Raw genomic sequence first — 14,547 nt, 5'->3', positions numbered from 1 at the left:
GACAACAAAAAGGAACAACGCGATACCATCCAAAAACACCAATCGCCCCCCACATTATAACCAGAAATATAATTTCACCCAAAAGCTAAACCTCCCTAATAACAAAGTGTAGACTTTAAATAATAAACTGAAAAACGCAAAGATACCATTACAAAAGTTCCCACAAGCTTATATATCCATTATTAATTGCATCAATCCGTGGTGAAAAAGTATGGCCATTCTCTTCATGGATAACCAATGCCGGTAAAAGTGATAAAGCTGCTCTGCTTCCTCGTTTTGCGTAAAATAAAAGACGAATTGCTGCTGTTTTGGCGCGTGCATGCACAGGAACTATACAAATACCACCAAAACGTCCCTCTAAAGCACGCAAAATATCTGCCAGTGATTGTGGTCGCGCAATGAGTCCTAAGTATCCGCCTGGCTTAACAATCGCTGCTGCACTGCGTAGCCAGTTATCAAACATCGCTTCTGGCATAACGTGTGCTTCAGATTTTTGTTTATCAGGTGTCTTGCGATCAGTAGGATTATTAAAAGGTGGATTCATAATCGCAAAATCAAAGCTATTATCTATCAAACCTGCTGTTATACGTTCATTCCCTTTGAGGGAGACATCTGCTTCTAGCAAACAAATGCGGCCAGCAAATTGTTTATTTTGTTTTAGCATCAGCGTTTTTTGAGCGTAAGATACCATAAAAGATGAACGTTCAACTAAGGTAACATGAACTTGCGGACAACGCGAAGCAACAGCCAACCCTGCAGCTCCAGCTCCCGCCCCTAAATCAACAACCTTACCTTTTAAATCAGTAGGAACCAAACTCGCTAATAACATAGCATCCATCCCAGAACGATGACCATGTTTATGAGGTTGAACTAAATAAAATTTCCCGCGATGAAAACTGTCAATCGTCTCACCTCTCTGATTCGTCACTTTATCCATTTAAAAGTCTAATGTTCAGCTTGTATAAGTTACACTTTCGCTATTCAGCTGCCATTTTAATTTTTTTATCATTTTATAACAACAACATTACACTTAATTAAAGAACATTTCTTGACAAGATCATTTAAAGCTTACACTTCAAAGCCACATCAAAGGCTTGAGTCAAAACAAAACCCCCTTTATGCTAACCAATAAAATAGAATTTATATATGTCCATTGCAATACTCTAGGAGTAAATACATTGAGTGCAGCCATCAAATCAGAACAAATAAGAAATAATCAAATTTCTCTTCAATCTCTTATCAATCTTACTCAACAAGATATGAAGCGCGTAAATCAATTTATTCTCTCTATGGCAAAATCAGAGGTTGAGATGATTCCTGAAATTTCTAATCATCTTATTTCATCAGGGGGAAAGCGATTACGACCAATGATTACCATCGCTTCTGCTCATATGTTTAATTATCAAAGTGACGGGCATATAAAACTTGCAACAGCTGTTGAATTTATGCATACAGCAACATTACTGCACGATGATGTGATTGATGAAAGTAATTTACGACGTGGAAAATCTACAGCACGGATGATTTGGGGAAATCAAGCAAGTGTACTTGTTGGTGATTTCTTGTTGGGTCAAGCTTTTAAAATGATGGTTGATGTCGGCTCTATAGAAGCGCTCTCTGTCTTAGCAAACGCTGCTGCAATTATTGCCGAAGGAGAAGTTATGCAACTTTCTGCTGAAAAAAATATCAAAACCAGTCCTTCAGACTATCTCAAAATCATCAATGCAAAAACAGCAGCACTTTTTTCAGCAGCCGCCGAAGTAGGACCCATTGTTGCTGGCTATGGAGATAAAGAGCGTTCTGCATTACGTGAATATGGAACATCTTTAGGTTTAGCTTTCCAATTGATTGATGACGCTCTTGACTATAGTGGTAGTGCTCAAAACTTAGGAAAAAATATAGGAGATGATTTTCGAGAAGGGAAAATCACGATGCCTGTTATTCTGGCATATGAGCGCGGGAATATGGCTGAAAAAGCTTTCTGGAAAGAAGCACTTGAAGATGGCAATAACAATAATGAAGCCTTCATACACGCGCAACACTTAATGGAGAAATATAATAGTATCACAGATACCATAGAACAAGCACGCATCTATGGAAAACATGCAATTGATGCTCTTATTCCCATGAATGAAAATCTTGCTTATAATGCTCTCGTTGAGGCTGTTGAGTTTTGCATTACACGCGTAAACTGATTCTTTGCAAGAATCGCAGTATTTCTCAAACACAGTAATGAGATTGATTTATAAACGACACAATCGATTGATTATCTTGAAAAGGATTAGCTCCATGTGCTCTGCAACGGTATCCCGACTTTTTACCCTCTTTATCGTGGGTATCATGCTGATGCCATCCCCTACATACAGTAAAATAAGCATGGCGACTCATACAAGCTCATTTACAGGTGCTTATTTAGCTGGAAGGGTTGCAAATCATGAAAATAAAACAGATCTTGCTATCAATTATTTTAAACAGGCACTCATTTATAAACCTGACAACATTGAAACACAAAAAGAGCTCCTTGAAGCTATGCTCTTGGTCGGAGACTTTAAAGAAGCTGTGCAACAAGCTCAAAAACTCAAAGAACAAGATGTTATAACTCCCTTTGTTTCCTTAACATTGTCGATAGAAAGTCTCATCAAAAAAGACTATAAAAATGCCAAGCTTCTTCTGCAATTAAAAGAACCTTCGACAGCTAACAACCCAATACCTGAACTCATCGGGGCTTGGATTACATTTGGATCTGGACAAAAATCTCAAGCAATTGCTGATCTTAAGAAGCTCAAAGGTCCTGACTGGTATGAGCTTTTTATCTCTTATCATCTAGCACTTATGAGCGACCTTGCAGAACAACCAAAGGATGCAAAAAAATATTTCATTAAAGCACTGAGTAATAAACAGGGAACTCTTATTGCTCCTAATACCTATGAGCGTATTATTACAGCCTATGCCTCATTCCAATTGCGCCATAATATGCGCAACCAAGCTCTTCAAACCATCCAGTATGGCGAACAAATGTTGTCAGATCGAGAAGTCTTTAAAAACTTGCGAGAAAAAATTGAAAAAAATGCTTTCTTAGAGAGGTTGATTAAAACACCTCAACAAGGAACAGCAGAGGTATTGTATAACTTTGGGACATCTCTCAACCATAAAAACTCAGGGCGGATTGCACGTATTTTCAAACAATTATCTTTTACCTTATACCCTCAAAATGACGCAACACTGTTTCAGCTCGCAAACATTTCTGTTAAATTGGATGATCATGATCAAGCAATGAAACTTTATCGCGCTTTATCCCCTAAATCTCCTTATTATAAAGATGGGCAACTTCATCTTGCATTCCTTCTTGCCAATAACAACAATTACAAAGAAGCAATAAAATTACTCACATTGTTAAATAAAAAATTTCCCAATGATCGTAACATTTTGATAACACTTGTTGCCTTTTATATGCAGGACAATAAATTTCTTGAAGCGACTAAAACTCTAGACTATGCTATTGCTCAGATAAAAGACTTTCAGCAGGATGATTGGAAACTTTTTTATCAGCGTGGTATTGCTTTTGAACGTCTAAAACAGTGGCCAAAAGCAGAAATTGACTTGCGAAAATCACTTGAATTTTTCCCGAACCAACCGCAGGTTCTTAATTATTTAGCCTATTCCCTAGTAGAACGAGGTGAAAAACTTGAAGAATCACTCCAGATGTTGCAAAAAGCTTCTGCTTTGCAAGCTCAAAACAGTCATATTCTCGATTCTTTGGGATGGGCTTATTATAAACTAAAAGAATACAACAAAGCAGTCCAAATATTGGAAAATGCTGTCAGACTACAACCTGAGGACCCAACATTGAATGATCATTTAGGGGATGCCTATTGGAAAGTTGGACGTAAACGGGAAGCAATATTTCAATGGAACCACGCAATTGACGGAAAACCAGAAAATTCTAAACAAATTCAAGAAAAATTGAAATTTGGTTTGCAATAAACAATGCTTAACCGTAAACCACATAAAATAATCAACGGAGAGACTGAAATTTCTTTGGTCGCTTTCTGTGTCGTTCGATATTTAAAGAGTATAAAGCGTGAAACTGCCCGAGTATCTTAACCCCAAACGTTCTTTTCAAGGACTAATCTTAACTTTGCAAAATTATTGGGCTCACTATGGATGTGCAATTTTGCAACCTTACGATATGGAAGTTGGAGCTGGAACTTTTCATCCAGCAACAACGCTACGCTCTCTAGGTCCACGGCCTTGGAAAGTTGCTTATGTCCAACCCTCTCGGCGTCCAACAGATGGCCGATATGGTAAGAATCCAAATCGTTTACAACACTATTATCAATTTCAAGTACTTCTCAAACCCTCTCCAACCAATCTACAAGAACTTTATATAAAGTCGCTACAAGCTATCGGGCTTGATACAAAACTGCATGATATTCGCTTTGTTGAAGATGACTGGGAAAGCCCAACCCTCGGTGCTTGGGGGCTTGGATGGGAATGTTGGTGTGATGGGATGGAAATCTCTCAATTTACTTATTTTCAACAAGTTTGCGGCATCGAATGCGCCCCTGTTTCAGGAGAACTCACATATGGTCTTGAGCGTCTAGCAATGTATATCCAAGGAGTTGATAATGTCTATGACCTTAACTTTAATGGTTTGGAAGGAGAAGAGAAAATAAGTTATAGAGATATTTTTTTACAAGCAGAACAAGAATATTCATACTATAACTTCGAATTTGCTAATACAAAATTGCTCCACCAGCATTTTATTGATGCCGAGTGTGAATGCAACGCACTTCTTGATGCGGGAAGACCCAATAAAGAAAACGCATTCCATCGCTGTGTTTTTCCTGCCTATGATCAATGTATTAAAGCGAGCCATATCTTTAATCTCTTGCAAGCACGTGGCGTCATTTCTGTAACCGAACGACAAAATTATATTCTTCGCGTTCGTGATCTCGCACGCCGTTGTGGGGAAGCCTTCTTACTCACAGAAGCTGGACAAATACATACTGGAGAAACTTAATGTCTGATCTTCTTCTTGAACTTTTCAGTGAAGAAATCCCTGCACGTATGCAACGAAAAGCTGCTGCTGATCTTAAGAAAGCTGTTACAGATCAACTTGTCAATGCTGGTCTGACCTATAAAGCCGCTTGTGAATATTGGACACCTCGTCGACTAACATTGGACATACGCGGACTTTCTATACGCTCAAAAGATGTCCATGAAGAACGAAAAGGTCCCAGTACAAAATCACCACAGCATGCAATTGACGGTTTTCTACGTGCAACGGGACTCAATGATATTTCTGAAGCCCATATTGGACATGATGATAAAAAAGGTGATTTTTATATTGCTAAAATTGTAAAAAAAGGTCGTGCTGCAGAAGAAATTCTTGCCGATATTTTACCAGATATTATCCGCAATTTTCCGTGGTCGAAATCTATGCGTTGGGGAAAAGATTCAGCAAAAAGTGGTGCTCTAAAGTGGATTCGACCTTTGCAAAATATTCTTTGCATCTTCGGACCAGAAATTGGTGAAACGCATGTTATTCCGTTTACAATTGGTACTCTTGAAAGCAATAATCTAACTTATGGTCATCGTTTCTTAAGTGAGGGAAAGCCATTTCAAGTTCGCCGCTTTGATGATTATGTGACGCAACTTGAAACCCATAAAGTCATTCTGGATGCCGAAAGACGGAAGAATATTATTTTAGCGGATGCCCAAAATCTTTGCTTTGCAAAAGGTTTAGAACTAGTTAAAGACGATGCCCTCTTAGAAGAAGTTTCTGGTCTTGTTGAATGGCCTGTTATCCTTATGGGGGATTTTGACAAATCATTCCTTGATATTCCTCCAGAAATTATTCGCTTGACCATTCGAGCCAATCAAAAATGTTTTGTCACCCGTAAACAGGGAGAAAAAGTAAAACTTTCTCATCATTTTATTCTTGTTTCTAATATTCTTGCAAATGATGAAGGCAAAGAAATTTCGAAAGGAAATAGTAAGGTTGTTCGTGCCCGTCTTTCTGATGCACTCTATTTTTGGCAAACAGATCAGCGTGATTTGCCTGATATTCAACAGTTGGAATCTTCTATAAAAAAATTTGATCTCGATATAAAGAAACCTCTTGATCAAAGAATGGCACGACTTGATCATTTGAATGTAACTTTTCACGCTAAATTAGGCACGCAAGGTGCAAGAGTAGAACGCATCGCTACACTCGCGCAAAACATTGCACCTTTGATACAAGCAGATCCTCTCTTAGCGAAACGTGCAGCAATCCTTGCAAAAGCTGATTTGCAAACAGAAATTGTTGGAGAATTTCCTGAACTACAAGGAGTTATGGGGCAGAAATATGCCCTTCTTCAAGGAGAAGATCCTCGCGTAGCTGTAGCAATTGAAGAGCATTATAAACCTCAAGGACCAACAGATCGTCTTCCGCAAGAACCGCTTGCTATAACTATCATGCTCGCCGACAAAATCGACATGCTCGTTGGCTTTTGGCTCATTAATGAAAAACCAACGGGATCAAAAGATCCCTATGCGTTAAGACGAGCAGCCTTAGGGATTATTAGGCTTGTACTTTCACGGGATTGGAAAATCAATCTTATGCCACTGTTTCAGTTGGCGATGAGTCTTTTTGTACAACAAAAAAATAAATACGAAATCTCTCAAAGAGAAAAGCCACAATTGCAGGATCTTCTTCCAGAAAAAACAGAGGTTATTTTGTCAGATCTGTTATTCTTTTTTCATGACCGTTTAAAAATTCATCTAAAAGAGGAAGGGGCTCGCTACGATGCCCTTGAAGCCGTTTTAAACAAAGATTCTGATGATTTTTTATTGGTTGCATGTCATGTGGAGTCCCTGATCGCTTTTATCAATACCCATGATGGAATCAACTTTGTAGCCTCTGTAAAACGTACTGCTAATATTCTTGAAAATGAATTTCAAAAAAATACAACAATAGCGAATGAAATTAATCCTGAGCTCTTTGTTGAGAAAGAAGAAAAACAGCTCTATCATGCAATTTGTGAAGTAGAAAAAAAGATTCTTGCGCCCATTAATGCAACAAATTTATCCTTTGCACTCGATATGCTAGCGCCACTTGGAAAATTGATTGATCTATTTTTTGAAAAGGTATTAGTGAACGATAAAAACCCTGCTATTCGTGCTAACCGTCTTGCTCTCCTCAAACGTATTCACACAATGACACAAGCGGTTGCAGACTTCTCAAAACTTGTTCTTTAAACCTAAAATATCCCATGAACTGATAAAAATAATGAAGATGATTTTTTTATTAATGAATATTCCAAAATATAATAAAGAACTTCTCCGTGAGATTTGATCTAACTTTAAAAAGCAGTAAAACTTTTGTCGTCAATGACGCTTTATATTGAACAATAACACTGAATATTGTAAATTTTTCTCATAATAACTCTCCTTTCTCTTACGGAATCAATTAAAAGCAATCCTCTACACACTACAAATCGTATTAGTATGTGGTAAGCTATTGAAAAAAAGAGTAAAAGTGCTCCTCACGAATGATGCTAAAATTAGGAAAATGGGCTAGGCACAATATAGGAACTCCTATTGTGTACTGGTACTAAAACAAAAAGATGATCACGCTCAGCAGATTTTATACATTTTACAAGGGCCACACTCTTTACAGATGTTGTCATAACATAAAGAAGGTATATGCGTTGAGAAATGTCTCTTCAAAACAAGCGTATAAATATCTCACACATAGATATTTTGTAAGACAAAATATCTGGATTGCTCATTCATTGGCTTTTTTTTAAGAAACATTCCTTAAGGCACCCAAATCCTTTTCATAATGGAGTCCATGAATGGTATATTAAAGCCATTGAGTACCACCATTTTTACGCTTATAAAAGGAGCCTGCTAACACCGTCACACACTTTGCTACCTCTAAACGCTACCGATAGTCCTTAGCCCTTGAGATGATTCATGAGAGATAAACTTTTTGTACAGCTTTTTCCACGAACCATCCCCGCTTGTTACGTACAAGAAAATGATCTTTATTGATTTAACATGGAGCAGATTTGAAATGAGAGATGTGTTTTCCACTAAACACAAAAACAGTTTCTCGATAAATCATCATAATATCTTAGATACATAATAACAGTGCTCACTTATCGCTTCATAAAAACAAAAATAACGGCACTTCCTATTATAATCTTGGTAAATACAATCAAAAGATGAATCTAGGCTAGATAATACAGTTCTTTAAACTCAATGCATAACTAATTGAAAACTAGCCGTCACAACACAATTAATTAAAGCATTCAATATTAAAAATCTACCCACCTAAAAAAGCAGCTTTTTATCTCTAAAATACCATTAATTAAGATGTGTTTTCATTTTTCCCAATGATTCTTTCGAAAGAGCTTCTTTAACGAATTCATCTGCCCTGTTAGAATCTAATTCCTTTTCAATAAGGATACGTGCCGTAGAAATTGCCAAATCAATAGCCGATGAAGAAACCATGCGTATTGCATCCGCTTCTGCCTGAGCGATTTTTTGCTCTGCCAATTTATTGCGGTTTTTTACATATTCTTCTGCTTTTGTACGAGCCTCCGCAATAACAGATTCAACTTCATGCTTTGCCGCTGCAATAATTTCTTGCGCATCTTTTTCTGCTTCCGCGTGTTTGCGTTGATATTCAGCTAATATTTCTTGTGCCTCTTCACGAAGACGCAGAGCCTCATCCAATTCATCCTTGATACGCTTTGCACGTGCATCAAGATGATGTATAATCTTCTGCGGAATTTGGAAATAGACTAAAAGAGCCAAAAAAAGAACTAACCCAACAAAAGCCCAAAAAGTATCACTCATCTTTGTCTTCCTCAATAATTCGCAGTTTTAATAACTGAACGAACAGCCTCTCTGCTGATATCAACATCAATCACTTTTTTCACAATTTCAAGGGCGACTTCTTCAGCGATAGAACCAACATTTTGCATCGCTTTATCTCGAATTTTTGTTATCTGTTTTTCAGCATCTGCAAGTCTTTTCTCTAAACGCTCTTCAATTTCCTTTCGTTCAAGCTCAGCCTTTTGTTTTAATTCTTCACCAGCTGCTTGTGCTATAGTATGAGCTTTCAAACGCGCTTCCGCTAATTCACGCTCATAAGTTTCAACAACAGTATCTGCTTCCTGCTTCATGCGCATAGCCTGATCTAAATCAGATGCAATTCGATCTCGGCGTGTTTCAATAACACCACCAATACGCGGCGCAATCACACGAGAGATAAACAGATAAAAAAGTCCGAAAGAAATTGCCAACCAGAAAAAATGCGAACTAAAATGAACAAAATCAAAAGGTGGAAACACACGATTTGCATGCTCTGCCACTTTTTTAATATGTTCTATCGACGTTTCGGTGTTCTGTGCATAAGCGCTGGAAACAAACATCTTCTTTCATCCTTTAAATAGCTTAAGCCCTCTTTAGTCGATGATAACTGACAAACAATTTTTCTGGTTGAGAGCTAAAAGGGTAAATCTTTCCTCATAGCGAGAACAAATATACCCTTTTGATAATGATTAAACCCCAAAAAGAAGTAATAAAGCAATGAGTAACGAAAAAATACCCAAAGCTTCTGTCACAGCAAAACCAAAGACGAGACGTCCAAACTGACTATCTGCTGCTGACGGATTACGTAATGCACCAGAAAGATAGCTCCCAAAAATATTACCAAGCCCTAAAGCTGTTCCAGCCATGCCAAAGCAAGCAAGACCAGCTCCAATATATTTTGCTGCAAGCACCATTTCCATGTTATTCTCCTTTTAAGCGAAATTGCACTATTCGACGGAAAACCGCCAATTCTATTAATGTCCTGGATGAATTGCATCATTAAGATACATACACGTTAAAACTGTAAAGACGTAAGCCTGAAGAAATGCAACCAAAAACTCAAGAGCCGTAATCGCTACAGTCATAATAAGGGGCAAAACCGAACCACCAACGCCTACGATTCCTACCCCAATCATCGAAACAACAAACCCAGCAAACACTTTGAGCGTAATATGACCAGCAAGCATATTCGCAAAAAGACGAAGCGAAAGGCTGATGGGGCGGGAGAGAAAAGAAATAATCTCAATCATTGTCACTAGAGGCAAAACTACGACAGGAACTCCACTGGGAACGAACAGTTTCAAAAAACTGATCCCATTCTTATAAAATCCATAACCAATCACTGTCAAAATAACCACCATTGCCAACGAAAACGTAATCATAATCTGAGAGGTCACCGTATAAAAATAAGGAAAAAGACCAATAAAGTTAGCAACCAAAATAAAAGTAAACAGAGAAAAAACTAAAGGGAAAAACTGCATTCCCTGTACACCAGATGATTCTCGCAGAGTCGACGCGACAAACTCGTAGGCCATTTCTGAAAGAGATTGCATCCGCGTTGGAACCAATCCACGACTTGATGATGAAATAAAGAGAAAAACAGAAGTTATAACAACCGTAACGACTGTAAACAATGATACATTTGTAAATGATAAATCCATATTTCCTACGGAAATCTTAATCAGCCGTGAAACCTCAAATTGATGAATAGGATCTGGAGCGTGCGCTGTCACTTCAACCTCATTTATCGGACCTCTTATTGGCCCCTTTATTTTGTTCATCTTGGCGCAATACGCCTTTTTTTCCTAATTGACTGGAGGAAATATACCCCACAGACCGAAGAATACTCAATACACCAGCAGCAAATCCAAGAAAGAGAAAAAATACTAATCCCCAAGGCCATGAACCTGCTAACTTATCAAACCCCAACCCCAAAACAACACCAACGATAACACTTGCCAGAAATTCACTGGAAAGCTTAACTGCTTCCGCCATCCTTCCTTGTGACTTTTCCCGTCTCTCCTTATGCTCACGTTTCCTTAATGCCTGCTTACGCACTAAAGCCACGCTTAAGTTCTTACTACGACATTCCAAATCCTCTGAATGAAAACATTCTCTTTGCTTTTTCTCTTCAGCCCCCTTGCGGCTTGTAACGGGTTCTTCGCCCATCGCCATCATCGGCTCCTTCATCAAAAAGCAAAGTAAAAATGTATCTTATAAAACCGCGTGCATCATATTGTTCCCGAATTTATTCGTCAAGACACTAAAAGAAATCTATCACAAATTATCATATAAATTTTATCGCATAAATAACGCATTTTTCAATTCACATGCTTTAAAAAAAATATATTTCTTAAAGTCCCTAAACTGATTTCACAACATCACCCCAAAATACATAAAAATTTCCGTGAATAATATAAAGCTCACAGGTCCACCATCTTTATGCTTATGAAGAGACAAGGCAACACCATTATACACTTTGTTAATTTCAATATTGCAACAGTCCTCATCTTGAAAAAAGCGTAAAAAGCATTTCTTTTCTTTAATCGTTTTTACTCACACATCACACCTGCTTATGATGGCAAGGACATTATTTTAATTAATTCAATATGAACATATTTGAAATATTAAAGAAGCGTATGATATTTGATGTTCTAAATTCAATATAAAAATGATGATTTATTATGATAAATCAAAGTATTATTAAATTAAAATCCAAAACATCAACGCACTTTCACATTATCATTCTAGCTTGCAAAAAAACGGAATGCTATCTTGTTTTCTATCAAAATCATATTTTTGCTCATATCATTTAAATATTTTAAACATATATGAATTCATCTACACAAAACATATAAAATATATCGTGTAACACTTCGATAAAATAGCACAAACATAACTGGTGCCTTATTCTTGGTAACATAATATAATACATATTCACTGAATGTAAATCAATTGCTAGGATTTTCCCATCATGCATTAAAGAAAATAGATGCCTATGGAACTCTTACACGTTTTAAATGAAACACATTGATTTATAATGGTCATTTATAATTTTTCGACTTGAATAAAAACGCTGATAAGATACTTTTGCGTATTCATATTGAAGTAATCAAAATTGTTTTTTATCTATCACGAGAAGGATTGATGTGTTCTTAAATACTCCCTATTCAATTCTTCTCACAACATACGAATAAAGAAGCTTTATTAAGAAAAATTAAAATGAGAAAGCTCTATAGCACTCGTGATAAATGATTATTGAGAAATCAAGATGTTAGAAAATAAAGATTTTTCCTTTTATGAAAAAGAAGAAATTTGTCTGTTGAAGTTATCATTTCATTTCCGATATTTAGAACGTTATAAATCATGAAGAGATTTATTTTTAAGGTTCTGTAGATTTCATTCACTTTTAAATAAAGAGGTATCATTTCTTTTTAGAACGTGTCGAAAAAGGATTATCAGAAGCTCGTAATGATAGGCGCACTGGTATACCAGACATATCAAATGTTTCACGTAATCCATTGACAAGATAACGCAAATACGACGGGGGCATGACTTTGGGACGCGAGCAAGAAATCATAAATCCAGGGGGACGTGTTTTCACCTGTGTGATATACTTAACCTTAAGTCGACGTCCCGAAATTGCAGGTGGTGGATGATGTGCCACAACAGTTTCGAGCCATTGGTTCAATTTAGCCGTGGAAATGCGACGATTCCATACACGGTGCATCATCATGATATTTTCCATGAGTTTATCAATCCCTTGACCATATTGTCCCGATAAAGGCACAGCCCTCAAACCACGAACTTGAGGAAGAAATCGCATACATTTTTCATGCAAATCAATTAATGTAGCCTGACTATTTTCAATAAGATCCCACTTATTGAAAGCAATAACTGGCACACGCCCCTCACGAATTACAAGATCAGCAATTTGTAAATCCTGCTTTTCAAAAGGCATCGTTGCATCAAAAACAATGACCACTACTTCTGCGAAACGAATAGCACGCAAAGTATCTGCAACGGATAACTTTTCTAATTTTTCTTGAACTTTCGATTTTCGACGTAAACCTGCAGTATCAAAAAGTTTAATATGACGACCACGCCATTCCCAATCAACAGAAATAGAATCGCGTGTTAACCCTGCTTCTGGTCCTGTTAACAACCGATCTTGCTTCAACATGCTATTGATAAGAGTAGATTTCCCCGTATTGGGACGCCCCGCAATGGCAATCCGAATAGGCTTACTTTCATCGTAAATAAGCTCCTCTTCTTCCAAATTGTTTACATCATCACCAACAGATGCAGGCTGTATCGTCATATCTTCTGCTTTGTTATTGTCAAAAACGCGCTCCGATCCAACAGCGTCTATAATGGCATCACGAAGATCACTAAGTCCTAAACCATGTTCAGCCGATATTGGGCACGGCTCTCCCAAACCTAATGACCACGCCTCATACTCCCCCCCTATTGCCGCTTTTGACTCAGACTTATTGGCAACAAGCACAATTGGTTTTCCTGATTTGCGAACCAGTGAAGCAAAATTTAAATCACTGGGTGTTATTCCGCTCTTTGCGTCAAATACGAATAAAATAAGATCTGCTTCATCAATCGCAGCTTTTGTCTGAGAACGCATACGTCCCTCAAGTGTATGATCTCCTGCTTCTTCCAGCCCAGCCGTATCAATCACATCAAAATGCAAATCTTGAAGTTTCGCCGCATGAATACGTCGATCACGTGTCACACCCGGCTTATCATCAACCAAAGCCAACTTTTGCCCAACCAAACGATTAAAAAGTGTTGATTTCCCAACATTGGGACGACCAACGATAGCAATGGTAAGGCTCATCGATTTATTCCTTATTTGCCTTGCCTTCAGCTTGCATAAGCTCAAGCATCATTCGAGCCCGATCTGTTACTTTTGATCTCAGCGCACCTTCTCCAGAAATTTTCTTAAAATAGTCAACGGCCTCATCAATCTTCCCTGCTTTATAGGCAGCTAAGCCCAAAGCCTCTCGTGCGGACATACGCATAGGATCAATATCACTTGCCATATCTTGGACGCGCTTTTTAACATCATCCAAGGTCCCTGAATCAACTAAAAGATAGGCTGCTCGAATGTTCGCAACTTTCCGCAAAATTTGCGGTGCTTTCTCATTCGCTGCAACAGAATCAAAAATCTCCACCGACTTAATAAAATCACCCTGCTCCATAAGTAAAGAAGCCTCCCGCAAACGAGCAAGAAAAGGATATCCCCCAAAATGAGAGTCTTTAACATTCTCCAATTGCTTTATCGCCTCATCAAAATGACGTGTATCTGCAAGATCAAGACTCTTTACAAATGCATCACCAACATAGCTGGCTTTCTTTATTTGCGTATGATGATAAATTTGATAAATAATTATCACGAGAATGAAAAGAAGAGCGGACCCAATAATTGAAAAACCATAACGTTTCCAAAAAGCAAGCGCCTTTTCCTGACGAAATTCTGCATTAACTTCAGCAATAAAACTATCATACGACATATAACATACCTTGTAAAAAATTTACTTTCTATCTTTTACGCATAAATGAACAAAGAGGGTAGCCCTCATTGATGAAAAATCCTCAATTTGCTCCGTTTATTCACTTCAAAGCAATATGTACCCTAATCGATTAGGCTTTTGCAACTGTATC

At 37.6% G+C, this 14,547-nt stretch carries 12 protein-coding genes; 4 read left to right on the top strand and 8 right to left on the bottom strand.

Going from position 1 to position 14,547, the window contains the following annotated elements:
- Positions 1 to 148: 148 nt before the first annotated feature.
- Entirely contained in the window at positions 149 to 937 is a 789-nt protein-coding gene (locus tag B5V81_RS00995) for a tRNA1(Val) (adenine(37)-N6)-methyltransferase (RefSeq protein ID WP_212111312.1), read from the bottom strand.
- A gap of 181 nt (positions 938 to 1,118) precedes the next feature.
- Here B5V81_RS00995 and B5V81_RS00990 point away from each other — a divergent pair, with 181 nt between their 5' ends.
- The 4 genes from B5V81_RS00990 to glyS all read left to right on the top strand — a co-directional run bounded on the left by B5V81_RS00990 (position 1,119) and on the right by glyS (position 7,245).
- The gene (locus B5V81_RS00990; protein ID WP_212111425.1) at positions 1,119 to 2,195 is read left to right on the top strand and encodes a polyprenyl synthetase family protein; all 1,077 of its coding nucleotides are present in this window, start codon (positions 1,119 to 1,121) and stop codon (positions 2,193 to 2,195) included.
- 94 nt (positions 2,196 to 2,289) lie between these two features.
- A complete protein-coding gene (locus tag B5V81_RS00985; RefSeq protein ID WP_212111309.1) occupies positions 2,290 to 3,984 on the top strand; it encodes a tetratricopeptide repeat protein in 1,695 nt (564 codons plus the stop codon).
- A gap of 97 nt (positions 3,985 to 4,081) precedes the next feature.
- A complete protein-coding gene (locus tag B5V81_RS00980; RefSeq protein WP_212111308.1) occupies positions 4,082 to 5,023 on the top strand; it encodes a glycine--tRNA ligase subunit alpha in 942 nt (313 codons plus the stop codon).
- Positions 5,023 to 7,245 carry a glycine--tRNA ligase subunit beta gene (gene glyS, locus B5V81_RS00975; RefSeq protein ID WP_212111306.1) on the top strand — a complete coding sequence of 741 codons (2,223 nt, stop codon included), beginning with the start codon at positions 5,023 to 5,025 and terminating at the stop codon, positions 7,243 to 7,245. Before B5V81_RS00980 ends, glyS begins: the two co-directional genes overlap by 1 nt.
- A 1,113-nt stretch (positions 7,246 to 8,358) precedes the next feature.
- On the opposite strand, the gene B5V81_RS00970 is transcribed toward glyS, so the two are convergent.
- The 7 genes from B5V81_RS00970 to B5V81_RS00940 form a co-directional block, all read right to left on the bottom strand.
- Complete coding sequence (locus B5V81_RS00970; RefSeq protein ID WP_212111304.1) at positions 8,359 to 8,853, bottom strand: F0F1 ATP synthase subunit B; 495 nt, start codon at positions 8,851 to 8,853, stop codon at positions 8,359 to 8,361.
- Between the two features lie 11 nt (positions 8,854 to 8,864).
- Complete coding sequence (locus B5V81_RS00965; protein ID WP_212111302.1) at positions 8,865 to 9,431, bottom strand: F0F1 ATP synthase subunit B; 567 nt, start codon at positions 9,429 to 9,431, stop codon at positions 8,865 to 8,867.
- A 129-nt stretch (positions 9,432 to 9,560) separates the two neighbouring features.
- On the bottom strand, positions 9,561 to 9,791 hold the full coding sequence (locus B5V81_RS00960; RefSeq protein WP_005773968.1) for a F0F1 ATP synthase subunit C: 231 nt from the start codon (positions 9,789 to 9,791) through the stop codon (positions 9,561 to 9,563).
- Between the two features lie 54 nt (positions 9,792 to 9,845).
- Positions 9,846 to 10,604, bottom strand: coding sequence for a F0F1 ATP synthase subunit A (locus B5V81_RS00955; RefSeq protein WP_212111424.1), 759 nt, complete (start codon positions 10,602 to 10,604; stop codon positions 9,846 to 9,848).
- Between the two features lie 7 nt (positions 10,605 to 10,611).
- A complete protein-coding gene (locus B5V81_RS00950; protein WP_212111300.1) occupies positions 10,612 to 11,046 on the bottom strand; it encodes an AtpZ/AtpI family protein in 435 nt (144 codons plus the stop codon).
- Between the two features lie 1,249 nt (positions 11,047 to 12,295).
- Positions 12,296 to 13,720 (bottom strand): ribosome biogenesis GTPase Der, encoded by a 1,425-nt coding sequence (gene der, locus B5V81_RS00945; RefSeq protein WP_212111298.1) that lies wholly within the window; start codon positions 13,718 to 13,720, stop codon positions 12,296 to 12,298.
- A gap of 4 nt (positions 13,721 to 13,724) precedes the next feature.
- Entirely contained in the window at positions 13,725 to 14,396 is a 672-nt protein-coding gene (locus B5V81_RS00940) for a DUF2659 family protein (RefSeq protein WP_212111296.1), read from the bottom strand.
- Positions 14,397 to 14,547 lie beyond the last annotated feature (151 nt).

It is taken from the genome of Bartonella queenslandensis (assembly GCF_018155095.1).
In the GTDB taxonomy this organism is placed as follows: Bacteria; Pseudomonadota; Alphaproteobacteria; order Rhizobiales; family Rhizobiaceae; genus Bartonella; species Bartonella queenslandensis_B.
The sequence above is the reverse complement of the archived record's forward strand: the minus strand, read 5'-3'. Positions and strand labels throughout refer to the sequence as shown.

Bases quoted from the DNA above. Each gene is read 5' to 3' on its own strand.
- B5V81_RS00995 (WP_212111312.1), bottom strand. From the start codon at position 937: ATGGATAAAGTGACGAATCAGAGAGGTGAGACGATTGACAGTTTTCAT.
- B5V81_RS00990 (WP_212111425.1), top strand. From the start codon at position 1,119: ATGCTAACCAATAAAATAGAATTTATATATGTCCATTGCAATACTCTA.
- B5V81_RS00985 (WP_212111309.1), top strand. From the start codon at position 2,290: ATGTGCTCTGCAACGGTATCCCGACTTTTTACCCTCTTTATCGTGGGT.
- glyS (WP_212111306.1), top strand. From the start codon at position 5,023: ATGTCTGATCTTCTTCTTGAACTTTTCAGTGAAGAAATCCCTGCACGT.
- B5V81_RS00970 (WP_212111304.1), bottom strand. From the start codon at position 8,853: ATGAGTGATACTTTTTGGGCTTTTGTTGGGTTAGTTCTTTTTTTGGCT.
- B5V81_RS00965 (WP_212111302.1), bottom strand. From the start codon at position 9,431: ATGTTTGTTTCCAGCGCTTATGCACAGAACACCGAAACGTCGATAGAA.
- B5V81_RS00960 (WP_005773968.1), bottom strand. From the start codon at position 9,791: ATGGAAATGGTGCTTGCAGCAAAATATATTGGAGCTGGTCTTGCTTGC.
- B5V81_RS00950 (WP_212111300.1), bottom strand. From the start codon at position 11,046: ATGGCGATGGGCGAAGAACCCGTTACAAGCCGCAAGGGGGCTGAAGAG.
- der (WP_212111298.1), bottom strand. From the start codon at position 13,720: ATGAGCCTTACCATTGCTATCGTTGGTCGTCCCAATGTTGGGAAATCA.
- B5V81_RS00940 (WP_212111296.1), bottom strand. From the start codon at position 14,396: ATGTCGTATGATAGTTTTATTGCTGAAGTTAATGCAGAATTTCGTCAG.